Genomic DNA, 24,521 nt, shown 5'->3' with positions numbered 1-24,521 from the left:
AATTTTCGGACGAAAATTGGTAACTTTCCGGGCAAATTTTCTTTATCGATTACATGCTTAATCCATTAACCCCATTCATGCGAAAATTTATTGCTCTGATTGGTATTGCGTGTGTGCTTTCAACGAGTGGTCGGGCCCAGGTGACCGACGATGTGAAAAAATCTTATACCCAGCCCATCCCCGGTAGCACGCTGGTGTACGACATGGTGGCTATTCCGGGCGGAACGTTCACGATGGGCAGCCCGGCCAACGAAAAAGGTCGCAAAACCGACGAAGGTCCGCAGCATAAGGTGACCATCGAGCCATTCTGGATGGGGAAAATGGAAGTAACCTGGGATCTGTTTGATCTGTTCGCCTTCAAGAATATGGAAAAGGAGATGGCCAACCGGACGCCCGGTTTCGATCTGGCCAAGACCGATGCCGCCACGCGCCCCAGTCCGCCCTACGTGGATATGTCGTTCGGCATGGGCCGGGCCGGTTATCCCGCCATCAATATGACGCAGTATTCGGCCATTCATTTCTGTGCCTGGTTGTACGCCAAAACCGGTATTTTCTACCGTCTGCCCACCGAAGCGGAGTGGGAATATGCCTGCCGCGCCGGGACGACAACGCCGTATTCATTCGGGGCCGATGTCAAAAAACTGGGCGAATATGCCTGGTACAACGGCAACAGCGACGGTTCGTACAAGCAGGTTGGGCAGAAGAAACCGAATCCGTGGGGCCTGCACGACATGCACGGTAACGTGATGGAGTGGACACTGGATCAGTATTATCCGGATTATTACGCCAAAAAGGCGAAGGGAGAAGTGAAAGAACCCTACGCCAAAGTGACCGAGTTATATCCAAATGCCGTGCGGGGCGGTTCCTGGGATGATGACCCGGCGGTGCTCCGCTCGGCGGCCCGCGTTCCCTCCGTTGCTTCCTGGAAAATGCTTGACCCCCAGGCGCCTAAAAGTGAGTGGTGGCTGACGAGTGCATCGTTTGTCGGTTTCCGGGTCGTTCGGCCCGCCAAAAAACCGTCGGATGAAGAAATTAAGGCCTATTATAATCCGCCTTTGATAGAAGAGTATTGATTATCAGTTACGCATTGAATTGCTGTTAATAGACGCTATTTATCATATTTCTAAACCTTTTTCCTTATGTCAAACGAATCAAATCGCCGGAACTTTCTGAAACAATCCGGCTTGCTCACGGGTGGCGCCCTGTTGACGACCCTGCCTTCTTTTGCATCTTCCTATGGTTTCAATAGCTCGGCCGATGATACCATCAAAGTGGCGCTCATTGGTTGCGGTGGCCGGGGAAAAGGTGCTGCTCTTCAGGCCCTGAAGAGTAAACAGAATGTTAAAATTGTGGCCATTGCCGATGCGTTCCGGGATCGGTTGGATGACGCGTATAAAACCTTACATCAAAATCCGGAGCTGGCCAAGCGGGTCGATGTGCCGGAAGAACGCAAGTTTGTCGGTTTCGATGCGTATCAAAAAGCCATTCCTCTGGCGGATGTCGTGATTCTGGCGACTCCTCCCGGTTTCCGGCCGATGATGTTTGAAGAAGCGGTCAAGCAAAACAAGCACGTCTTTATGGAAAAACCGGTGGCTACCGATGCGCCGGGGGTTCGTCGGGTGCTGGCGGCTGCGGAAGAAGCCAAAAAGAAAAAACTCAATGTTGTCGTTGGTTTGCAACGTCATTATCAGCCCAACTACCGGGAAATGATCAAGCGCATCCACGACGGCGCGCTGGGCGATATCATCGGCGGATCGGTCTATTGGGTGAGCGGCGGCGTTTGGGTAAAACCGCGTCAACCGAACCAGACCGAAATGGAGCACCAGATGCGGAACTGGTATTACTTCAACTGGCTCTGCGGGGATCACATCAATGAGCAGCACATTCACAACATCGACGTGGCCAACTGGGTGAAACGCGGTTATCCGGTTTCGGCGCAGGGCACGGGCGGTCGTCAGGTGCGGACGGGGAAGGAATACGGCGAAATTTTCGACCACCACATCGTGGATTTTGTGTACGAAGACGGAACGCTGATCAACAGCCAATGCCGCCACTACGAAGGAACCTATAGCAAAGTAGATGAGCAATTTGTCGGTACGAAAGGCCGGGTCGATTCCTTCGGACGACAAAGCATCCTGAAAGACTACAAAGGCAATTCGATTTACACGCACAACGGTAAAGGCGACGGCGATCCGTATCAGATTGAACACGATGAACTGTTTGCGGCCATTGCCAAAGGCGAGTACAAATTCCAGGATGCCGAAAACGGTGCAAAAAGTACGCTGACGGCCATCATGGGCCGGATGGCGACGTATTCGGGTAAAATGGTGAAATGGGACGAAGCCCTGAACTCGAACATCGATCTGTTCCCCGAAAAACTGGCCTGGGATGCCAAACCGAAGCTGCTGCCCCTGGAAAATGGCTTCTATCCCGTTGCCGTTCCGGGTAAAACCATCGCGGTTTAACAAATCATCATTGTAGAATTAAAAAGGGCGTCGACGGCGCCCTTTTTAATTCCAGCAAGGTACCAAATCTTTTCAGGCGGCTTGCTCGATAACGAACAAGGAAGAAACCCAAAAACAGGCCCTGACCCATTCAGGGCCTGTTTTTGGGGAAGTTATTAGGGAGTCCACCAGATTTTATCTTTGATGATGTCGTCGCTGCCTTGTTGGGACGCTTCGTCATTGTTGGTTTGGCGTTCCGATTCCGGGTACATCAACCGCAGCGGGCGGGCCGTAGGCGAAGGCGCATCCAGCGAGTTCGGAATGGCGGGAATCCCCAGTCGGCGGTAATCATTCCAGGCTTCCAGGCTGCTGATACTGTTCAATGCCAGCCATTTCTGCGTGATAATGGCTTCAATTTTATGGGCAGCCTGATCGAAGTTCACCAGAGGCCGGGCGTTGTAAGCCGGAAAGGCGCTGGCCGCCACTTCCATGTATTTGAACGATTCCTGAATGCCCTGCTCGTAAAACGTTTTGGCCGAACCCGGAATCCAGCCGCGCTGGGCGGCTTCAGCCTGCAAAAACAGACTTTCGAACGAACCCAGCAGCACCGAAGGCTGGGTAGCGGTTTTGAACAAAGCGGCCGGACGACCCCCGTTTTCCTGGGGCCCCTTGAAGGCCGAGGTGTTGGCCCGGTTGTATTGGGATTCGGCGTTGGGGTTTCCAAACAGAACGCCTTTATAGTCGGTACCGACGGTGGTGTAAAGCGTTTCCAGCCGCGGGTCGTTGCGGAGTTTGTATTGTTGCACCACAAAAACCGTCGGACGCAGATCCTGGTGATTGCCGGTGCTGGCTCCCTGTACCGTCCGGTAATTACTTTCCCAGAACGGATTCAGTTTCGTCGCCGTATTCAGGTAACCCGGCTGGATGAACGCGTTTTCGCCCACACCCAGAAAGCCGCTGCCTTCCGACTGGATTTTCTGGATTTCTGCCGTGATATAGGGTTGGTTATTGGCTTCACTCTGACGAAGCAGGGCGCGGAGTTTTAGCGTATTGGCAAATTTGATCCATAACCCTTTGTTGCCTTTGAACAGAATATCATCGGTGCCGGGGCCAACCCCTGCCGGGGCCTTTTTGAGGTCATCGATACCCGCACTGATGAGGTTGATCGATTTTTCGTACACGGTTTTGCCGCTCTCATAGCGCGGAGTTGGGTGACGCGTCCCCTGCAAGGCATCGTCAAATGGCAGGTTGTTGTAGACGTCGACCAGGCGCATAAAATGCCAGCCCTGCATGATTTTGGCGATGCCGGCGTAAAATAACGCGCCTTCGGTTTGCGCCTGTTCTTTTATCAACTGGTAATAGAGTAGCGTGGTGTACCCGGTTTCCCAAACCGGAATCCCGTCGCGCTGGTGGCGAATGGCGGGTCCGTTGTACGATTTCAGATCGATGAACAGGTTGACCCCTTCGCTGGTGGTACCCCAGTAACCTCCCCAGAACGCCCCGATCTGGTTCAACTGGCCGGTTTCCTGGTTGACAGTGCTGACCAAAGCCGCCGGGAGTTTGGCACTTAACGCCAGGTTTTCGTTTACCGGCGCATTGGGGTTGTTATTGACTTCCAGAAACTCGCTGCATGCACTAAGCGAAACCGCCAGCGTAGCTACCAGGGTGGTTTTAACTATCTTCATCATGGCCATCTTCAAAAAGTTAAATTCACATTGAAACCGTATGTCCGATAGGGCGGAACCTGCCGGAAGCTCAGGTAGCCGTCCGTGCTGTTGTAGAGGTATTCCGGATCGCCGTACTGGTTGTCTTTGTGGCGAATAATGAACAGGTTTGTTCCGATAAGGCCGACGCTGGCTTCGCGAAAGACTTTCTGCTTGCTGAGCAGTGCCGCCGGAAGTGTATAGGAAATATTCAATTCCCGCAGTTTGAAATAATCAGATTTGGCCGCCGTATTGATCTGCACTTCCCCCTGCTTGGTCCAGAAGGCTTTGTCGCCTTTCGATAACACGGTGGTGTTCGGCGTAAACGTTCCGTCGGCATTCTGAATCACGGAGTTCGGGAAGATAAACGGCTGACGGTCAAACTCGGTCGTACGCGGGTCCGTTCCGGCGGTGTACATCCGGGGCACGATCTCGGAATACAACCAGCCCCCCATTCGCCAGTCAAACTGCGCCCCGACGCTGAACCCCTTGAACTGCAACGTCGTATTGAAACCCATCTGGTAAGGGGGCACCATCGTCCCTAGGTGAACGGGGTTGGCAGCCACTAGCGGTTCGCCCGTCGTGGGATTGATGATTACCCGGCCCTGCGGATCACGCTGGTAATCGCTCACCTGCAGACTCGGATACTGCTGGCCGAGATTGGCGTATGACTGGCGGAAGATGTTGAACGATTGCAAACCTTCGTACAACTCCTTTACCTGGTTATTGATGTGCGTAAAATTGAAACCGAGGTTCCATTTCAGCCCCGGGTTGCGGACGACATCACCGTTGACGCTCAACTCCACTATGTTGTTGGTGAGCCGACCGGCGTTCACAACGGCGCTGCTGTAACCCGTTGCCCGCGAGGTTGTGGCGTTAAAAATCTGCCCTTTGGAATCCGAGAAAACGTAACTGCCTTCAACATTCAGCCGGTTATTCAGGAAACTTAACTGAACTCCGGCTTCGTAGGAGGTAACAAATTCCGGCTGAATGTTGGGGTTTGGATACTTTGCACCCGGGGTGAAGCCAACCAGGTTGCCAAACGGAAAACCGCTGATCTGGCTATACGGATTGTTGAGTGAATACGGCTCCAGCGTTACGTTGCCGGTTTTGTTCCAGGAAGCAAATACTTTTCCAAATGAGAGAAAGTGGCTGGATTTCAAGGCTTCAATAGCTTCGTTGAACACGAAAGAGGCACTGACGCCGGGGTAGAAATACGACCGGTTTTCCTTGCTCAGAACCGAAACCCATTCGTTGCGGCCCGTTAGCGTTAGGAACAGGTAGTTGTTGTAACCACCGGTAAACTCTCCGTAACCTGCCAGGGAACGGTATTGCGTGATGCTGGAACTGCCCGTTAACTCGCCAATCCGGGTGCCGGGGTTGAACAGGTCGGGGAGCAGCAAATTGCTGGCCGAAACAGTAGCGGTTTTTGTATAGTCGGAGCGGACGTTCTGCCCCAGAATCAGGCGGGTGCTGAATAGACCGAATTGCTTGTTGAAGTTGAGGATCAGGTCGCCGTTGAGCCGCTGGAAGTTGTTACTGCCGTCGGTCACGCTGCCGTTGACGTTCCGGCGACCGGCTGCTTCAAATTTGCCGGTGGTGCTGCGGGTCTGCGTGGAGGTGCTGAACACTCCGATGCGGTACATCGCGTTGAACCAGGGGGTTACCTGATAATCAAGTTCAACTTTTCCGTTGATGGTCTGTTGCTCACTGAGGTCGCGGGTGTTGTCAATCTGGTGATACGGATTTTTCTGTAAATCCGTAAAAAAGTAGTTGGGATTGGCGTATGAAGCGGGATCCTGCCAGTTTTTCATCGACTTGAATTCGAAATTAGCAGGCAAGGAATAAGCCGTAATCCAGGGACCGTCGGGCGTCGTGTTTTTCTTGAAATAAATGTAATTGACGTTGTACGAGGTATTGAGTTTGCCAAATTTGCGGGTTCCATTGAAGCGGGCCCCCGTTCGGCGGCTCTTATCTTTCGGAATGATCCCCTTGATGGCCACGTCCTGAACGGAGATGAAATACGTGTTTTTTTCATCACCGCCCGAAAACGAAATATCATTCTGAACATTTACACCGGTTTGAAACAGGTCTAGCCGGTTGTCGCGCGCGGGGGCGGCATACCGAACCTGATGCCGTGACCCATCCGGCAGAACCGGTCCGAAATCCTTCATACTTCCGTCAAACGCGGGGCCCCAGGATTCGGCCTGTGTGGGGTCGTAAACCCCGTTGACACCCTGTCCGAATGTCGTCTGGGCCGGTGGTAACAGGAATACCTGCGAAAAAGTGGTGGTATTGCTGAACTTGACGGTGCCACGGCCACGGGTGCCGCTTTTGGTGGTGATCATGATCGCGCCATTCACCCCCTCCGAGCCATACAAAGCCGCAGCGTTGGCACCCTTCAAAACCGTAATGTTCTCGATATCATTGGGATTCAGGCGGGTAATCTCCGGCATCGGAATACCGTCTACCACGTAAATCGGGGCGTTTTTTGCCCGGTTGAGTGAGCGGCTGCCCCGCATCGTAATCTGAATCTGCGGATCGACCTTGCTGTCGTACATATTAATCCGGAGGCCCGCAACCTTGCTGGTCAGACCGAACAACGGATTGACGGTTTTCCCTTGATTCAGGTTTTCGTTGCTGATCACCTGCGCGCCACCACCGAATTCGCGGGCGGCCCGTTTGATGCCCAAAGCGCCGGTAACAACTACTTCAGACAGTTGGTTAAAGCCCTCTTTCAGGGCAATGGTCAGCGTTTGTGTGTTCCCGGTGACGGTTATTTCCTGTGCTTCGTAGCTGATGAAGGAGAAAACAAGCACGTGTCCCGGCTTGACCCGGATCAAAAAATCACCTTTTTGATCGGCGGTTGTCCCCTGAGACGTTCCCTTGATGGTGATGGTGGTCCCCGGCAACGGAACGCCTGTTTTTTCATCAATTACCTTGCCGCTCACCGGATGACCCACTTCACTGGCAGGTTGTGCAAACGTTTTAAAGGCCAGAAAGATAAGAAGGAAGAACGTAGAGAGTGCTTTAATCATAGCAGGCGTAATTTTTATCTGGAATTAGAGAGGGTTAATTTTATTTAGACCCAATCTAATTTAACTTTGTGGCTGCAAAGGTAAAAACGGAATGAAAAGCGAAAAGACGGATCAGGGAGAATCGATGACGCAAAGAGGAGGATTTAAAAACATCGGGCTGCTCGGTATAAAAGAACCGGCTACCGTGTATTACGACATTGCTTTTTTAGGAGAATACAAGGGTATAATTGTGGAAAAGCGTGATTGCTGTCAGCGCGAGGAAACTACGGGAACGAGTTATGAATTTATTTCAGAAGACATTCATATCTGGTATGGAAATGTAGAATCAAGCAAACGAATAAAAACCCGGTTTGAGAATGCAAAACCCTATATTCAGATGCTTTTTTCGATTCGGGCCCATAGTTCGTATAAATTTGAATCAGGCAATTGCCAGACATTCCAGTTTTCAAATCAGGAATATAATACGATAGTACTTCCGGATGAACCTATGTGGGTAGAATTAAAGCCGGATACGCACATCGAATCACTTTCGATTAACTTATCACCCGCTTTATTCTTTCGCTATTTTCCGGATTCTGTCTCCGTCTTTCCGGGCTTTCAGAAAAATGCAGCGCAGAAAATCCCGTCCCGACTCAGTAAGCAAAACCTCCCGATTACGCCTAAAATCAGTCTTTTACTGTATGATATTTTACATTGCCGACTCAGTGGCTACAGCAAACGCCTATATATTGAAGCGAAAATAATTGAGTTACTCGCCATTCAGTTGGATCAATACGAACAAAGTCGAACGGCGGTTTTTTATCCGGATTTAAAGCAGGAGGAAGTCGAAAAAATGCAGCAGGTACAACAACTTATCTCCAATAATCCGGAAAAACCCTTCTCATTAAAAGATTTATCCAGACAGGTTGGTACCAACGAATATAATTTAAAGAAATATTTTAAACAGGTTTTTGGTATCACGGTTTTTGGGTATCTGCAAAATTGCCGGATGGAAAAAGCAAAGCGAATGCTGGCGGAAGAGAATATGAAAATTGCGGAAGTAGGGCGGCAGTTAGGATATAAACATGCCACCCATTTCACAGCCGCTTTTAAAAAATATTTTGGGTTCTTACCCAATAAAATTAAAGCTTTCTTTTTTGTGAATATTTTCGGGCCAGACCTGTCTGTCTTGCTTGAGTGTTTGTAAGAACTCAGGCTGACGGGTTGGTTTCGCTAAACTGAAACCGGGTTCTGGGCAGGCTTTCGGGGTATTCATCGCGGATGAACGCAATAAGATTTTCCCGCATAAAACACCGCAGATCAAAGCTCTCGCCCGCATTCCGGGCGGATGTCAGCACCCGGATTTCGATGCAGGTCGGCTGCGTATTGGTCACCTGCACGGCGCATACTTCCCGATCCCATAACGGATTATCTTCGGCCAGGGCTTTGGCTTTCTCCCGAATCCGTTCAACGGGTACGTTGTAATCCAGGTACAGCAGCACCGTACCCAGCACCGAAGCGTTGGAACGGGTCCAGTTCTGGAACGGTTTTTCGATGAAATACGTAATGGGTAGAATCAGCCGCCGACGGTCCCAGAGCCGCACCACCACATTGGTTAGGTTGATTTCCTCAATCCGACCCCACTCACTTTCGACTACCACCGCATCATCGACCCGGATTTGCTGCGTAAAGGCGATCTGGATACCGGCCAGCAGGTTGGCAATGGTGCGCTGGGCCGCAAACCCAATTACCACCGAGGCAATTCCCGCCGAAGTCAGAAAACTCAGCCCGATTTTCCGTCCGCCGTTGAACGACAGCAACAGAATGGAAAAACCAACGACTATGATGATGATCGAGACAAACTGCCGCACAAACCGGATCTGGGTCACAAATTTCCGCAGGTGCAGGTTGATGTCGTTGGCCGTGTCGTACTGACGAATAATGAGCCGCTCGACCACTTTCAATAACTGAACGATCAGCCAGGTGGTGGCAATGACAAAGGCCATTTCGGCGGTTCTGGACGCGTACGGAAACCGCTGAAACGAGCGCTCCTGAATGTTGGTGATAACCAGAAAAAACAGGGAGGGAACGAAGAAATAAAAGGCGTTCCGAATGTACTGCCGCAACAAACCGAGTACTTCAACATGGCGACGGCGGAGAATAAACCGTACAGTTTGGGCCACGATGAAGTTGATCAATAAGCCGGCTCCAATAGCAATCGCCAGGAGCAGCCAGCCCGAAATTTTCCGGTTATGCCGGAGCCAGCGGTCAATTTCCGTACCAAGCTGGCCGAAGTTGTCCCAAAAATCTGTCCAGTTCATGGTTTGTCAGAGGAGTTCCCCTATAAAAGCCGCAGAAGCCCAAAAAAGTTACCCGGTTTGGGAAAGTTTAGCGGTCCCAACCTAGAGTTTTCGCATCCAGTACACCATGGGCTTAGGCGTCGAAGCTGATTCGCCCACATCGGGCCACTCCATTGTACTCCGCAGCGACGGTTCCTTTGTATACCCTCTCTTGATCCAGAAGGCGTCATTCGGGCGGTAGTCCGACGGTTTGGCCGGATGGCTTTCGCCCCGTTCTACCGAACAGAAACAGGCGGTTTTATAGGTGCCAAAACGGCGGGCATGCGCTTCCCGTTCGTCAAAAAACCGGTGCCCTAAACCCATACCCCGGTAGTGCGGCAGAAGAATGCTCTCCCCGAAATAGAAAACCGTATCGGTATCAAAACCCGCCTGTTCGAAGGGTTGACGGATGTCGGCGGTTTCGTCGTCCAGCGGAATGCAGGTCGTTGCACCAACCATTTTCGGGCCGTCGTAAACGGCAAACAGAAACGATCGTTCCGACTGCGCATAGGTTTTAAGGTACGCTTTTTCGTACTCCATGCTCCCTTCGTAGAGATACGGATAGTCACGAAAAACCGCTATGCGCAGAGCCGCGAGCCCGTCAAATACCGATTCGATCGCCCGCCCTCTTTTGGTCAGGAAAGAAAGTGATGGCATCAGTCGCGGGTTTAGGCGGAAACGGCCTGAATCCAGAGTGGCAGGTTGTAGTAGGTCGTTACGCGCGTAATTTTACCGTTGGCGACCTCCAGAAAAGCGGCCGCCGGGACGACATACGTCTGATGCGTGGCCGGGGGCAAACCGTCTTCCGCTTTTTTATAAATCCCATTAACAACGAATTCGACCGCAACACGGTTACCGGCGGGTTCGGTAAAAAAGACCATGTCCGTCAGTTTTTCGTCGTACGATTCGTCCATGTGGTGAACAAAAGCCGTGAACTTTTCAAGGCCAATGCGCGCTTCGCCCTGGTTGGGTTCGTGCCGGATGTCGGCAGACACCAGCGCCAGCATTCCGTCCCAATCTTTCTGATTAAAGCAATCGTAGTAGTTCTTTACAACGTCTAAAGCCGCCATTCATTTACGAGGTTAGTGTAGTGCAAAGATAGGAAGGACGAATCAGGAATGGTGAATCCAAACTAAAAGCCCACGATGAAAACCGTGGGCTAACTGAATCCGATCAACGTAAAAGCTTTATGCCAACAACGGTTTGACCACTTTCCCGTGCACGTCCGTCAGCCGGTAGCGACGGCCCTGATGTTTGAAAACCAGCTTTTCGTGATCGACGCCCATCAGGTGCAGAATTGTGGCCTGGAAGTCGTGAACATGGACGGGATCTTTAGCAATGTTATAGCCAAACTCGTCGGTTTCGCCGTAAATCATTCCTTTTTTGACACCGGCACCCGCCATCCAGACCGTAAAGCAACGCGGGTGGTGATCGCGACCGTAGTTGTCTTTCGATAGCTTGCCCTGCGAGTAATTGGTCCGGCCAAATTCCCCGCCCCAGATTACCAGCGTATCGTCGAGCAGGCCACGCTGTTTCAGGTCCATGATCAAAGCCGCCGATGCCTGATCGACACTCTTGGTCTGAATTTGGATGTCCCTGGGCAAACTCCCGTGCTGATCCCAGCCCTGATGGTATAGCTGCACAAACTTGACATCCTTTTCAACGAGTTTGCGGGCCAGCAAACAATTGGCAGCAAACGTGCCCGGTTTGCGCGAATCCGGGCCGTAGAGGTCGAAAATATAATCCGGTTCTTTCGAAATGTCGAGCGTTTCGGGCACCGACGTCTGCATTCGGTACGCCATTTCGTACTGCGCCATCCGGTTGTTAATTTCCGGATCGAGCACCTGTTTGAATTGTTCCTGATGCAGTTTGCCCAGATAATCCAGCATCCGCCGACGGCTGGTTTTGTCGATGCCCGGCGGGTTGTTGAGGTAGTAAACCGGGTCGGGACCGGACCGGAACACGACGCCCTGATGCACCGACGGCAGAAAACCGTTGCTCCACAACTTGGCGTACAGTGGCTGATCGCCGTCGCGGCCTTTTGAGAGCAGCACCACAAAGGCCGGTAAATTCTGGTTGTCGGAGCCCAAGCCGTAACTGGCCCAGGACCCGAACGAGGGCCGACCGGCCTGTTGCGAACCCGTCTGGAAGAAGGTCACCGCCGGATCGTGGTTGATGGCTTCGGTATGCATCGACCGGATGAAGCACAGGTCGTCCGTAATCCGGGCCGTGTACGGCAACAGTTCGCTGATCCACATCCGGCTCTGGCCGTGTTGGGCAAACTTAAATTTGGAAGCCGCCAGTGGAAACCGGCTCTGCCCGGCGGTCATGCCCGTCAGGCGCTGCCCTTTCCGGACCGATTCGGGCAAATCCTGGCCCCACATCGTCTCCAGCTTCGGCTTGTAATCGAACAGATCCAGTTGCGATGGGGCTCCGCTCTGGAACAGGTAAATCACCCGTTTCACCTTGGGCGAAAAATGCGGTTTGCCCGGCGCGCGGTTTTCTTCGCTCCCCGCCAAGGCTTTGACCGGATTGAGCAGCGACGCGAGTGCCATGGCCCCCAGCCCGACGCTGGACCGGCCCAGAAAATTCCGGCGGCTCAACTGATCGTGTATTTCGTCTTCCAGGTTGTTCATGACTTTCCAGTTTTCTCTCCGCTTAACTCTTTTCTCTCTGCTCAACTCTGCGAAATAGTTTTATATTGTTTCGCGGAGCTAAGCGGAGAAATGCCGAGTTGAGCGGAGGTTATCGTTTGATAATCGCTTCGTCAACGTTTAGGATCGTGCTGGTTACGACTGTCCAGGCTGCCAATTCGGGGGCGGGAATCGCTTTATCAACCGGATATTCACCAACACTCAACAGTTCGGCAGCGCGCTTCGAGTTCTTTTTAAAATCCGTCAGTTCTTCCGCGTACAATTGCTTCATCAAACCCGTTTCGGCCGGGCGCGCCGGGCGACTGGTCACGGCTTTGAACACGTAATCAATCAGTTCATCATTACGCAAACCCTGTTTCAACGCTTTCTGCCCCAACACCCGGGCGGCTTCGACAAACTGCGGGTCGTTAAGCGTCACCAGTGCCTGGAGGGGTGTACTGGTTTTCTGTCGTTTGACGATGCAGGTATGCCGTTCGGACGCATCGAAATTAAGCATCATTGGCGGGGGCGACGACCGTTTCCAGACCGTGTACAGGCTCCGGCGGTACAGGCTGTCACCGTGGTTCTGCACATAATTGATGGCGTTTCGGGTGGCCAGTGCTTCCCAGATACCAGCGGGCTGGTAGGGGTGAACACTCGGACCGCCAACTTTCTTGGTTAACAATCCGCTGGCGGCCAGGGCAATATCGCGGACCTGCTCGGCCGACATGCGGTAACTAGGACCGCGAGAAAGCAGCGAATTGTCCGGATCAGCTTCCAGTTTTTTCACATCGGCGGACCGCGACGACTGGCGATAGACAGCCGACATAACGATCAGTTTGTGCAGGGCTTTGGCATTCCAGATGCCCGACGCGCCCGCACCGTCCCGGAACCGAACGGCCAGATAATCCAGCAGTTCGGGGTGGGAGGGCAGGTTGCCCTGGTTGCCAAAATCGTCGCTGCTTTTGACCAGCCCCTCGCCGAAATACTGTTGCCAGAACCGGTTGACCATCACCCGGCTAAATAAGGAGTTATCGGGGTGCAGCAGCCATTGGGCCAGTCCCAGCCGGTTTTTCGGATAGTTAGCCGGGAACGGCATCAGTTGGGCGGGCGTTTCGGGTTTTACCTCCTCGCCCGGCGCATCGTAGGCGCCCCGTTTCAGCAGGAAGGTTTTTCGCGGATATTTCCGCTCCTTCATGACCATCACCTGATGGGAATTGTTGTAGAGTGCCAGTTCCTGTTCCCGGAGTTTCTGGGCTGCTTTAAACGCCTTCCGATAAACAGAATCGTGGGTGGTGACGTAATAGGTATACAGGCCCGCCCGCTGGGCTGGCGTGCGTTTAGCGGCTGGGGTGTACAAGGCCGTGGTCAGGGCGTCCGATTGATTCGCCAGCGCGGGAATTTCCAGGGGTGTCAGGCTGCGGTTGTAAATCCGTAACTCGTCGATGGCGTAATCCTTGATGTAGTGATCGTGAACCCGGCCGATCAGGAAGGGCGAACCCGTCCAGTTTTTGCCGTTTTGACCGTGGTCGATGCTGTGGCGCAGGTTGTCGGTAACGACTTGAAGCGGAGCCGGTTTTCCATCCAGATACAGCTTAATACCGGCTGCCCGCCCTGATCCGTCGTACGTCATGGCCAGATGGAACCATTGTTGGTAACGGACTTTTCCGACGGTTTCCACATCCAGGCTGTTGTCGGGCCAGACGTGACTGATGGTCATTTTAAGCCGCCCGTCTTTCTGCAGCAGAATTTCGTAGCCCCGGTTGCCGTCGAAGGGGCCGTTTGACTTACCCATCAACATGCCTTCCACATCCGGTTTGGCAATAGTGAACCAGGCGCTAACCGTGAATGGTTGATTTTGCTCAAAATAGCCGACCGGGCGGGGCAGTTCGATATTGCTGTCGCCTTTCAGGTACCGCGCCATACCAATGCGCCCTTTGATCTGGTACGGCATACTTTCGGGATCGCCCGCCAGCCGCGCCGGGAGCGTGTCGTTCACCTGATTCCAGAAGGCGTTGCGAGGATCTTTTTCGAGCTCTTCGCGGGTTTTCGGAACCATTACTTTCTTGGGTTCAGGCAGTCCGAGTTTTTTCCGGCGCTCTTCTTCTTTTTTCTTTAACTCATTCTCTTTCTTCCGTTCGGCGTCTTTGATTTTCTTTTCTTCCGACTGTTCGTAGGCTTTAAAGTCCAGCCGATCGGCTTCATCGAAGGTATAATGAGCCACTAACCCCTCGTTGATGGATGATTTCGGACTGCGCTCGGCCTGGGTTAGCCATTGTCCAAAAGCTTGCTGGTACTCCGGACGATTGATGTTCAGACGCGGTTGTAACGGTTTTAACTGCTCCCGGATAAATTTCAATTGGGCTTCCGTTGCCGACGAGGTAAGGGTAAGGGTTGGGGCGGGTTCGCCGTTGTACGGTATCTGGCCGCGTTCGTTGTTGTTATTGAAAAAGGCGTATAACGAGTAATAATCCTTCTGACTAATCGGGTCGTATTTGTGATCATGACAGCGGGCACATTCAACCGTCATGCCCAACATCGCTTTCCCAAACGTATTCACCCGGTCGGCGACGTATTCCACCCGGTATTCTTCGTCCACAATACCGCCTTCCTGGCTTTGCTGGTGGTTCCGGTTGAAGGCCGTTGCCAGCAGCATGTTTTGCGTCGGGTTGGGCAGCATATCACCCGCCAGTTGCCAGGTGATGAATTTATCGAACCGCAGGTTTTTATTATAAGCCGTGATCACCCAATTGCGGTAAGGCCACATGGTGCGTAAACCGTCGTCCTGGTAACCATGCGTATCGGCGTAGCGGGCGGCATCCAGCCACTCAACGGCCTGCCGTTCGCCATAATGCGGGCTGTTGAGCAGGCGGTTTACTACTTTTTCGTAGGCGTTGGGCGAGTTATCGGCCAGAAAGGCATCCACTTCGGCCACCGTGGGCGGCAGTCCCGTCAGATCGAGCGTCACCCGGCGCAGCAACGTGGCTTTGTCGGCTTCGGGATTGGGAGCCAGTCCTTTTTCTTCGAGCTTTTTCAAAACGAAATGGTCAATCTCGTTTTTAGGCCAGCCTGTATTTTTAACCGTTGGAATCTCCGCCATCTGGGGCGCAATCAACGACCAGTGCGGTTTATACTCCGCGCCCTGCTCGATCCAGCGGACCAGCAGGGCTTTTTCTTCCGTAGTCAGCACCAGGTTGGATTCCGGGGTCGGCATCCGGTATTCCGGGTCGTTGGAAATAATCCGGTGGTAAGCCTCACTTTTCGCCAGATTACCGGGGACGATAGCGGTTTTGCCGCTTTTGGACAAGGCTTCGTAGGCACCGTCGGGCGTATCCAGCCGCAAACCGGCTTTCTGCTTGGCCTTGTCCGGCCCATGACAGGCAAAGCAGCGGTCGGACAGAATGGGTTTTACATGCAGATTGTAATCGACTTTTTCGGGCAATTTGCTTTCCACCGCCACCAGCTCAGCCGGTTTTTCAACGCTGTTGCTACAGGAAGTCCAGAGCACTACCGAAAACAGGCCGATAGCGGCACGCAGCAGGAACGGTTGAAATCGTATGTCGTTAAAATGACACATACGAGGAAATGGGTTTAAGAGAAAAATGCAAACAATCTACAAAATTATATAAACTATTTTGGAAATAAACCAATTTGGATGCTAAAAAGTGTACTATTTTGACAACCCGGTCCGTTACTTTGCTTTTTCGGATTCCGTAGCGGCCGAATCGGCTTTTATGAATTGCGCAATCGAGCCTTCGCCCAGGCCCATGTTGATTTCCAGATTCGGTAACGACTTCTTCAGTTCCGCCACGCCGGCATCGGTTACTTTGGTTTGCCAGAGGTAGACGGTTTTCAGGTTTTTCAGACCCGCCAGTTCTTTGATACCCGCATCGGTCACGGCGGTTCCGTACAGATTCAGGTATTCGAGATAGGGCAGATTTTTCAGATTTTTCAGGCCCGCATCCGTTACGCTGGTTTGTTCCAGGTGTAGTTTCTGGAGGTTTTTCAACTGGGCCACCTGGGCCAGCGTCGCGTCGGTTACGTCGGTATCGCCGAGTTTCAGCCAGACAATCTGCTGACTCAGTTTTGGGAGGGCGGTGGCTTTGGCATCGTTGAACGTCCGGGCATTCACGGCACTGACTTCCAGCTGGTTCTGTTCTTTCGATAGCGGCAAGACCAATAGCCCGGCTTTCCGCAGCTCCTCAATCGCTTTCGGATCAGCCGCCGGCAGTTTCATTGTCAGGACCGGCGATTCGGGTGCGGGGCCACTGGCGACGTGTTGGCTGCCCCCGGCGCTGCCCGTTCCGAGCGAAGCCAGGGCCGGTTTTACGGCGTCCGTAACCTTGAGCTCGGCGACTTTTTTATCGAACGGAGTCCCTTCATTGATCCACCACGTCAGCAGCATAAGCTGATTTTCAGTTAATTGTGGCTTGCCTTTGGGCGGCATGTGGTGGTCGTCTTCTTCCGGCAACAGACAAACCTTGATCATCTTGCTCTGATCGGCTTTTCCGGCCACGATAATCGGACCATCCTCACTGCCTTTCTGAATCATCGCGGGCGTATCCAGCCGCAAATCGCCTTTCGATTTTTCGGGGTTATGACACTGGACGCACCGGGTTTTCAGAATCGGGTGCACGATTTGCTGGTAGACCATCGCCTGATTGACATCGGCAATGGGTTGAATGTCTTCCACGCTTTCTTCGCGGGGCGGAATGCCCGCCAGCGACCGAAACGGTTCGGGGGTATACTGGGTCAGAAAGTCGGAACCGTGGGTGAGCGAACCACCGTCGTGCCCGGCCGCCAGCAGCAGCAGCAGCCCAATGCCCAGGGCCGGAAAGTAAAACAACTGGCCGAGCCGGATTTTCGGACCGATGCGTTCGTGTTTGACCGCCCAGGCAATCCAGGCAAAAACCGCCACGCCGATGCCTTCCCACATGTGACTGCTCAGCGTATTGTCGTCGTAGCCGCCCCCCAGCGAGAGCAGGTAGCCGAAAAGACAGGCCATCGTCGCGCTGACCGCCGACCAGAACAGAATCAGCGTAATCGTGTGTGAACTAACCCGTTGTCGCCGGGTAATCCGGTCGAGTTCGAGCAAACCGGCAATCAGCAGAAAGCCGATCGGCAGGTGAACGATCAGCGGGTGAAACCGTCCAAAAAAGAGTGCCCACTCGTTGGGGGGAGGAGTCGAGGCCTGTAAAAGAATGAAAGAAGTCATTAAAATCGCTGGGTTCAATGAAGCAGAAACGTCGGCGCGGGTAGTCCCTAGTGGATGCGCAGGCAATACTTCGCCGGGTACGAACAGTGGCCCGGTGAAGTCTATTTTATTGAAGTCGGACAGCCTAACTCACGCGTTGCAGCTTGACCGGATACGTCTTTTGGGAGGCCCACTGCGGCACGTAAACGCTTTCATCGCTGTCGACGTGGACATCGTGCGGATGCAGGAAGGTCGTAAACGCCATGTCTTTCCGCTGGGCTTCCAGTTTGCCGTCCTTGTAAACCGGAGCCGAACCGCCCGGTGTCGAAACCACTTTGTCGTTTTTGTCCAGAATCTGAATGTAGCCCGAATTCGGGTACGAATCGGACGTGCTGCGGAAAACCGCCCCGTAAATCATGTCGCCGTGCAAAACCGGGCGGCAGATGTACGAACCGGGCAGCGCGATGGTCGACAGGTACTTGCCGTCGAGCGTAAACCGCTTCAGGCAGTTGTGCCGCCGGTCGGTGATGAGCAGCGTCGGGTTGGCCTTGTTGCGGGTGTCGACCAGAATTCCGTGGCAGCAGTCGAACTTATCGTTGCCTTCCCCTTTTCCGCCCCAGTGCCGGATGTATTTCCCCTTGCTGTCGTACTGCGTGATGTAATTCAACCCGTACCCGTCGGCCACATAGATATCGCCGTTGGCGGGGTTGATTGCGGTTTCGGTGGGCGTAAACTGCGTGGGATAAGCGTATTTGCCGGTTTCTTTGGGATAGTCGAGGACCATCAACTCCTTGCCTTTCAGGTCGGTTTTGATCACCTGGTGCCGGTTGTTATCGCAGATGAACAGAAATTGTTCGCCCCCTTCGTTCGACAGGGTCAGCCCGTGGGCGCCGGGGTAGCTATTGCCCCAGGTTTCGAGCAGTTTGCCGGATTTGTCGTAAACGATGACGTTGTTTTTGGTTTCGTTGGTGAGCAGAAACAGCCGTCCTTTGGCATCTTCCACCATTTCGTGGCAATCGTTCACCGGATTTTTACCGGCGTCCAGAATTCCCCAGTTCGGTACCACCCGGTAGCGGTGCGAACCGTGGCCGATCACCATCTCATCGGCTTTGGGTTTCGCTCCGAAATTAATGGTAGGAATAGTCAGTCCGACGGCAGTAGCGGCCGCAGCCTGGGTTAAAAACGTACGTCGGTTTACAGATTGAGATGCCATAAGGTTAATAAGTGCAAAAGGTTTCGGGTGTTTAGCTTTTGAAGGACCGACGGACCGGCGGGGTCCCTGTTTAGTTCGTGATTTTCAGTACCCAGTCGTCGTGAAAGACGAAATGGAATCCCCAGTCCACTACGACAATTCGAGAAACCGTTCCGTATTGATGCCCCGGTCTTCCAGTTCAAACGAATTGTTTATAATAAGTTGGTGAATATACTGCCAAAGTGGGCGATTTGTCAACCAAAAACTCAGGTCAACATTCAGAACACTCTGTAAAAGGTCACCGGGGTAGTAATCTCCTTCGGCAAACGGGTTTTTATTTAACCGCTCGATGGCCAGCGGAATCAGGAACGGCAGCGCAATGCCGCGGCCGATCAGCAGCCGTAGGTCTTCCGTCCGGAACTGGCACAGGGGTGTTTGCCGGAGCGCATGAATCTGCTGTTCCTGGTTGTCCGCCCATTCGGACTCTTCCGAGTTTTTGTGTTCCAGGATATCGAGCGTTTTTTCCTGCCAGTTTTCTTCCATGGGTATTTGCAAGTGGTGCAACAAGCACGTTTTACGACCATCGAGCGGACGAATATACTGGCCTCGGGTCGGATATACCGCCGGAAAATTATTTTTTTTTGCGAATGTGAGGTGAGAAAGTACAAACTTGTCTCTGTTAAATACCACCCTTAAGGACCGGTTTGCATGCAACAGATACCGCTCAACGATAGCGAAAACAGCAACGAGAGGCTGCCCTGGTTTTCGACAAACCGTTCGTCGGAGGCTGTAGGGAAAGTGACGGACGATGAACTGATTTTCCGGCAACTCTTCGCTCAGGAGCCCCAGCGGGGTTGTGAACTGCTGTTTCGGCGGTATTACGCCAACCTGGTCAACCACGCAGCCCGGTTTGTCTATTCGAAGGAAGTCGCCGAAGATCTCGTGGCCGAAGTCTACACGGCTTTCTGGCAGGACCGGATTTTTGAGCGGATCACCACTTCGTACCGGGCTTATCTCTACCAGACCGTTCGAAACCGGGCCTATAATTATTTGCGGTGGGAACTGCACCCGTCCGATCCGCTGGATTCGTACGCAGCCCAGCAGGTGTCCAACACGATGAAGCCTGACGAAGTGCTGCAATTCAGCGAGTTACACCAGAAAGTCGAAGCGTCCATTCAGGACTTGCCTCCGCAGTGCAAGCGCGCTTTTCTGCTGAGCCGGGTGGAGGGGAAAAAGTACCCGGAGATTGCGCAGGAAATGCAGATCAGCCGGAGCGCCGTCGAGAAACTGATGATTCGGGCGCTGAGTCAGTTGCGGCAGGAGCTGAAGCGGTTCTGGTCTATTAGCCTGTTAATGGGCCTGCTTTTTACTGCTTTCTGACGATTGGGAATGATCGCTATACCGACTGGGTATGAATCGAATAGGCTATGGAACCCGTACTGATAAAAAGAATTTTGTTTGATTTTTTTGAGGGAAGAGCGACGGCTTTCCAGCGAAAGTCCCTCGAAGCCTGGTTGGCCGACGACGCCAATCAGGAAACGTATTACCAGTACCTGGACGAATGGGAAAGTGGGCGGCCGCAGTTTGCCGTCAACGTCGATCAGGCCCTGGAAACGTATCAGCGGGTGTTAACGGACAAAAAAACGCCCGAACGGCCCGCCCGAACGGCACCGGTGATCTTACCCGGTTTTTCGGTGCACTGGCTTCGCTGGAGCGTGGCAGCATCGGTGTTGCTGGTGAGTGTGGCAATGGCGTACGTGTTGCGGTCGCAACTGCTCTATACAACGTACCGAACGGCTTTTGGACAAACCAAAGCCTACCACCTTTCGGATGGAACCGAAGTAACCCTGAACGCGAATTCGGTGCTGCGGGTGCCCCGGTTTGGGTTTGGCAGCGATACGCGCGAAGTATTTCTCGAAGGCGAAGGCGAATTCAAAGTGACCCATACGGTGACGGATCAGCGCTTTATCGTCCGGACGGCCGACCGGTTTCAGGTCGAAGTGCTGGGGACGGAATTCGTGGTTTACGCCCGGAAACGGGGCAAACGGGTGTTTCTCAGCAAAGGCAAGGTGAAGCTGGATCTGCCGCAGGGCCAACAACTGTACATGCGGCCCGGCAACGTGGTGACCATTGCCAATTCCGGCCAATACCGCCTGACCCACACCGCCCAGGCCCGCCCGTATGTTGCCTGGAAAGACCACTGGTTTTATTTCGACAATACCTCGCTGGCCGAGGTCGCTACCCAGATTCAGGAACAGTTCGGGGTCAAAGTTGTGGTGCCGGATACCAAACTGGCCCAGCGACGCATTGCCGGAAATTACCGGGCCGAGCAGGCCGACGACCTCCTTCAGATCTTGTCTGAACTTCTGACGCTGAATGTCATGAAGAAAAGTCAACATATTGAATTACAACTTCCTAAATCCCTTAATCCTTAACAATCGTACGGAATATGGTTATCCCATGTTTACAAAAAACCGCATTGGTTACGTTGGTCGTGCTGAGTCATCAGTTGACCCGGGCGCAACCTCTTGCCCTGGCCCACCAACAGGATCGCTCCCCGGCCGAGGTCCGGGCTGTACCAACGGCGGGCCAGCGCATGAAAGACGTCCTGACAGAATTGAGCCGTCAGCACCAGGTCAGTATTTTGTTCGAAGAGACAACCGTGAGCGGGATGACAGTTCCGGCCTCTACCCGACTCCGTGCCGGCAAGCTGGAAAAACAACTGGAAACTCTGCTGAAACCGCACGATCTGGTCTACAAAAAGGTGGGAAATCAGGCGTATTACATCATTAAAAATCCGGCTAAAAACGCCCCGCCAACCACCTCGTTAGCCGAACCGGTTGACGGGCCGATGCCGCAACGTAACCCGGTCAGTGTAAGCGCTCCGGTGCTTCCGTCGGTGATTGGAACCGATGAACGGGCTGATTTTACGGTCAGCGGGCGGGTGACGAGCGAAAGTGGCGAAGGATTGCCGGGCGTGAGCGTGGTCATCAAAGGCACCCAACGCGGGACGGTTACGAGTTCGGAGGGTACGTACTCACTTTCGGTGCCGGAAGCGGCCGGTGGGGCCGTCCTGGTCTTTTCGTTCGTGGGGTATCTGTCGCAGGAAATAAGTGTCAGCGCGGCCACAACCGTCAATGTTTCGCTGAAACCGGACGATAAGGTTCTGGAAGAAATCGTGGTCATCGGCTACGGAACCGCTAAAAAAAGCGATTTGACCGGGGCCGTCGGCACCGTCAAGGAAGCTGAACTGAAGGAACGCCCTGCTCCCTCGCTGCAACAGGCCCTCTCGGGGCGTATGCCCGGTGTGCAGGTCAACACCAATTCGGGACGCCCCGGAGGGCGAAGCACCATCCGCGTGCGGGGTTTCAGCTCCATCAACTCCTCGAACAACCCGCTGTATGTAGTAGACGGGGTAATGTTGCCGCAAGGAGGACAGAACCAGTTCTCCTCGGCCATCGACTACATCAACCCCAACGACATCGTTTCGGTGGAAGTGCTCAAGGATGCCTCCTCGACGGCTATTTACGGGGCTCGCGGGGCCAACGGCGTCATTCTGGTGACCACCAAACGGGGTAAATCCGGTGAAGGCCAGGTGACCTACAATGTCGATTTCAGCATCAATGCCATCGGGCCGAATCCGCCGAAAGTGCTGAACGCCCGGCAGTATCTGGCGGTCGAAGAACTGGCCTGGAAAAACATGGAGAAGTACGATCCGGCTGGCTGGTCGGCTGGCAAGTGGGCGTATCTGAACCCCAAACTCCGCCGGACCGACCCCCGCGTTTTCAATCCGGATGGCAGCCCGAAGTACGATACCGACTGGTTTAAGGAAACCACTCAGAACAAGTTGTCGCAGAACCACCAGCTGGGTTTCAGCGGGGGGAACGAACGCACCCAGTACTCGATCTCCCTGGGCTACCGCGACGACCAGGGGTTGCTCAAGACCTCCTACATGAAACGGTACTCGGGCCGCTTCACCATCGATGATCAGGTCAAGAAATGGCTGAAAATCGGCGGGACGCTCAGTTATAACAATCAGTCGGAGAATCTGGTGGACATCAACGACGCGGTGGCGCGTCAGATTGTCGAGGATTTTCCCTTCCTGCCCACGCGCTACGAAGATGGTACGTTCGCCAATAACCGGGATTATCCATACGCGGAAGGAACGATGAGTTCCTACCATCGCCTGATGGGAACCCGATACATCCTGAACACGCAGACGACGCTGGGAAGCTTGTATTCCAACATCACCTTCGCCCCGGGCCTGGAGATGCGTACGGTTTTAGGAACCAACATCCAGACCCAGGAAACCAATTATTCGGTGACCCGGACGCTGAACATTGGGGGCAACGGCAATGCCTCAACGACCAATCGCAAGGAAGCGTTCTGGTCGCTGGAGAACTATTTGACCTACAACAAGCAGTTCAACGAAAAGCACTCGATCAATGCCCTGCTGGGGGTTTCCTGGCAGGAAACCAACATCTTCAGCATCGGAGCCAGCGTCAGCAACTTCGCCACCGACTACTTTGGTTTCAATAACCTGGGGGCCGGAGCGACCAATCCGGGCGTGAGTTCAGGCGCTTCGCGGTTCTCGTTCAACTCCTACTTCGGTCGGGTCAACTACAGCTTTGTGGAGAAATATTTGCTGACGGTGACGGGCCGGGCCGATGGTTCCTCCAAGTTCGGGAACAACCACAAATTTGCCTTCTTTCCCTCGGCAGCTTTGGCCTGGCGGGCGTCGGAGGAGCAATTCCTGAAAGGTAATTCGGTCATTTCCAACCTGAAGCTACGCACCAGTTTCGGCATGACGGGTAACTCCGAAATTCCGCCCTACAGTTCCCTGTCGCTGTTAAGCTCCAACTACGCCACCATTTACAGTGATTCGCGTGTGGCAGGAACAGGCATCAGCCGGTTGGCCAACCCGGATCTGCGCTGGGAAAAAACCGCTCAGACCGACATTGGCGTTGAACTGGGTTTACTGAAAGGCCGCATTAACCTGGAAGCCGATTACTACTACCGCAAAACCACCGACATGCTCCTGGATGCCCCCGTACCCCGCACCAGCGGTTATGGTACCATCCGCCGGAACGTGGGCTCGATGCAGAACAAAGGCTTTGAATTTGGGTTGAACACGGTCAACATCGACGCGGGCGGTTTTCAGTGGAACAGCACCCTGAATGTTTCTTTGAATCGAAATAAAGTACTTTCGCTGGCGACGCCCTCGGACATCTTCAACGTGGGGGGACCTAACTTTACCAACCCCACCAACATCATCCGCATCGGCGAACCGGTTGGTTCGTTCTGGGGTCTGACGCGGCTGGGAGTCTGGAGTGAAGCCGAGCGGGAAGAAGCCGCCCGGTTTGTGAGCTACCGCAACGGCTTGACGATTCTGCCGGGGGACATCAAATACCTGGATGTCAACGGCGACAAAGCCATCACCGACGCCGACCGCAGCATCATTGGCAATGGCAGCCCGAAAGCCTGGGGGGCTTTCACGAACACGGTCCGGTATAAAAACTTCGATTTGACCCTGGAATTGCAGTTCTCCTACGGCAACGACGTGATGGACCTGAATATTTCGACCAGCGAAGACCGGCAGGCGCTGGCCAACAGCTACACCTCGGTACTGAACGCCTGGACGCCAACGAATCAAAATAGTCAGATTGCCGAAATCCGTGAAACCCGGGCGGGCTACGTCCTGAACGTGGACAGCTACTGGATCAAGGACGGCTCGTTTCTGCGGGGCCGGAATCTGTTATTCGGTTATACGTTCCCAAGCGTTGTGACCAGCAAGTTGAAAATGAACCGCTTGCGGGCGTATGCGACGGTGCAGAACTTCTTCCTGCTGGTCAAGGACAAAATCATTGGCGACCCGGAAGTAACGCCGACCAACCAGGGCGATGGCAACAGTGCCTTCTCGCAGGGGATGATCTGGCACAACTACCCCAAACCGACCACCTGGATGTTCGGCCTGCAGATTGGGTTGTAATTGATTAAAA

Annotated in this window: 16 protein-coding genes; 6 read left to right on the top strand and 10 right to left on the bottom strand. The window is 53.5% G+C overall.

Annotated features, from left to right (window positions below; all coding sequences use genetic code 11):
- The first annotated feature begins 77 nt into the window (after positions 1 to 77).
- Both ACFPMF_RS26955 and ACFPMF_RS26950 read left to right on the top strand, forming a co-directional pair.
- A complete protein-coding gene (locus ACFPMF_RS26955) occupies positions 78 to 1,073 on the top strand; it encodes a formylglycine-generating enzyme family protein (protein WP_379851074.1) in 996 nt (331 codons plus the stop codon).
- A gap of 66 nt (positions 1,074 to 1,139) precedes the next feature.
- Complete coding sequence (locus tag ACFPMF_RS26950; RefSeq protein ID WP_379851072.1) at positions 1,140 to 2,465, top strand: Gfo/Idh/MocA family oxidoreductase; 1,326 nt, start codon at positions 1,140 to 1,142, stop codon at positions 2,463 to 2,465.
- 155 nt (positions 2,466 to 2,620) lie between these two features.
- On the opposite strand, the gene ACFPMF_RS26945 is transcribed toward ACFPMF_RS26950, so the two are convergent.
- Together ACFPMF_RS26945 and ACFPMF_RS26940 are read right to left on the bottom strand one after the other, a co-directional pair.
- Entirely contained in the window at positions 2,621 to 4,132 is a 1,512-nt protein-coding gene (locus ACFPMF_RS26945; RefSeq protein WP_379851070.1) for a SusD/RagB family nutrient-binding outer membrane lipoprotein, read from the bottom strand.
- Between the two features lie 8 nt (positions 4,133 to 4,140).
- Positions 4,141 to 7,185 (bottom strand): SusC/RagA family TonB-linked outer membrane protein, encoded by a 3,045-nt coding sequence (locus ACFPMF_RS26940; RefSeq protein WP_379851067.1) that lies wholly within the window; start codon positions 7,183 to 7,185, stop codon positions 4,141 to 4,143.
- 91 nt (positions 7,186 to 7,276) lie between these two features.
- Between ACFPMF_RS26940 and ACFPMF_RS26935 the strand changes: the two genes are divergently transcribed.
- Complete coding sequence (locus ACFPMF_RS26935; RefSeq protein ID WP_379851065.1) at positions 7,277 to 8,371, top strand: helix-turn-helix transcriptional regulator; 1,095 nt, start codon at positions 7,277 to 7,279, stop codon at positions 8,369 to 8,371.
- A 4-nt stretch (positions 8,372 to 8,375) separates the two neighbouring features.
- On the opposite strand, the gene ACFPMF_RS26930 is transcribed toward ACFPMF_RS26935, so the two are convergent.
- The 8 genes from ACFPMF_RS26930 to ACFPMF_RS26895 form a co-directional block, all read right to left on the bottom strand.
- Positions 8,376 to 9,485: a mechanosensitive ion channel family protein gene (locus ACFPMF_RS26930; RefSeq protein WP_379851063.1), complete on the bottom strand. Its 1,110-nt coding sequence runs from the start codon at positions 9,483 to 9,485 to the stop codon at positions 8,376 to 8,378.
- 81 nt (positions 9,486 to 9,566) lie between these two features.
- Positions 9,567 to 10,160 carry a GNAT family N-acetyltransferase gene (locus ACFPMF_RS26925; RefSeq protein ID WP_379851061.1) on the bottom strand — a complete coding sequence of 198 codons (594 nt, stop codon included), beginning with the start codon at positions 10,158 to 10,160 and terminating at the stop codon, positions 9,567 to 9,569.
- Positions 10,161 to 10,171: 11 nt separating this feature from the next.
- Positions 10,172 to 10,573 (bottom strand): ketosteroid isomerase-related protein, encoded by a 402-nt coding sequence (locus ACFPMF_RS26920; RefSeq protein ID WP_379851059.1) that lies wholly within the window; start codon positions 10,571 to 10,573, stop codon positions 10,172 to 10,174.
- Between the two features lie 117 nt (positions 10,574 to 10,690).
- Positions 10,691 to 12,139 (bottom strand): DUF1501 domain-containing protein, encoded by a 1,449-nt coding sequence (locus ACFPMF_RS26915; RefSeq protein WP_379851057.1) that lies wholly within the window; start codon positions 12,137 to 12,139, stop codon positions 10,691 to 10,693.
- Between the two features lie 109 nt (positions 12,140 to 12,248).
- On the bottom strand, positions 12,249 to 15,713 hold the full coding sequence (locus ACFPMF_RS26910; RefSeq protein WP_379851055.1) for a DUF1553 domain-containing protein: 3,465 nt from the start codon (positions 15,711 to 15,713) through the stop codon (positions 12,249 to 12,251).
- Positions 15,714 to 15,827: 114 nt separating this feature from the next.
- The gene (locus ACFPMF_RS26905) at positions 15,828 to 17,351 is read right to left on the bottom strand and encodes a c-type cytochrome domain-containing protein (protein ID WP_379851053.1); all 1,524 of its coding nucleotides are present in this window, start codon (positions 17,349 to 17,351) and stop codon (positions 15,828 to 15,830) included.
- A 124-nt stretch (positions 17,352 to 17,475) separates the two neighbouring features.
- Positions 17,476 to 18,543 (bottom strand): 6-bladed beta-propeller, encoded by a 1,068-nt coding sequence (locus ACFPMF_RS26900; RefSeq protein WP_379851051.1) that lies wholly within the window; start codon positions 18,541 to 18,543, stop codon positions 17,476 to 17,478.
- A gap of 129 nt (positions 18,544 to 18,672) precedes the next feature.
- Entirely contained in the window at positions 18,673 to 19,065 is a 393-nt protein-coding gene (locus tag ACFPMF_RS26895) for a contact-dependent growth inhibition system immunity protein (protein WP_379851049.1), read from the bottom strand.
- A gap of 165 nt (positions 19,066 to 19,230) precedes the next feature.
- Here ACFPMF_RS26895 and ACFPMF_RS26890 point away from each other — a divergent pair, with 165 nt between their 5' ends.
- The 3 genes from ACFPMF_RS26890 to ACFPMF_RS26880 all read left to right on the top strand — a co-directional run bounded on the left by ACFPMF_RS26890 (position 19,231) and on the right by ACFPMF_RS26880 (position 24,511).
- Positions 19,231 to 19,902, top strand: a complete 672-nt coding sequence (locus ACFPMF_RS26890) for an RNA polymerase sigma-70 factor (protein ID WP_379851047.1) — start codon at positions 19,231 to 19,233, stop codon at positions 19,900 to 19,902.
- A 74-nt stretch (positions 19,903 to 19,976) separates the two neighbouring features.
- Positions 19,977 to 20,957 (top strand): FecR family protein, encoded by a 981-nt coding sequence (locus ACFPMF_RS26885; protein ID WP_379851045.1) that lies wholly within the window; start codon positions 19,977 to 19,979, stop codon positions 20,955 to 20,957.
- A 416-nt stretch (positions 20,958 to 21,373) separates the two neighbouring features.
- Positions 21,374 to 24,511 carry a SusC/RagA family TonB-linked outer membrane protein gene (locus ACFPMF_RS26880; protein WP_379851200.1) on the top strand — a complete coding sequence of 1,046 codons (3,138 nt, stop codon included), beginning with the start codon at positions 21,374 to 21,376 and terminating at the stop codon, positions 24,509 to 24,511.
- The last annotated feature ends 10 nt before the right edge of the window (positions 24,512 to 24,521 follow it).

Origin of the sequence: Larkinella bovis, from assembly GCF_042655385.1 — a bacterium.
Lineage (GTDB): Bacteria > Bacteroidota > Bacteroidia > Cytophagales > Spirosomataceae > Larkinella > Larkinella bovis.
The sequence above is the reverse complement of the archived record's forward strand: the minus strand, read 5'-3'. Positions and strand labels throughout refer to the sequence as shown.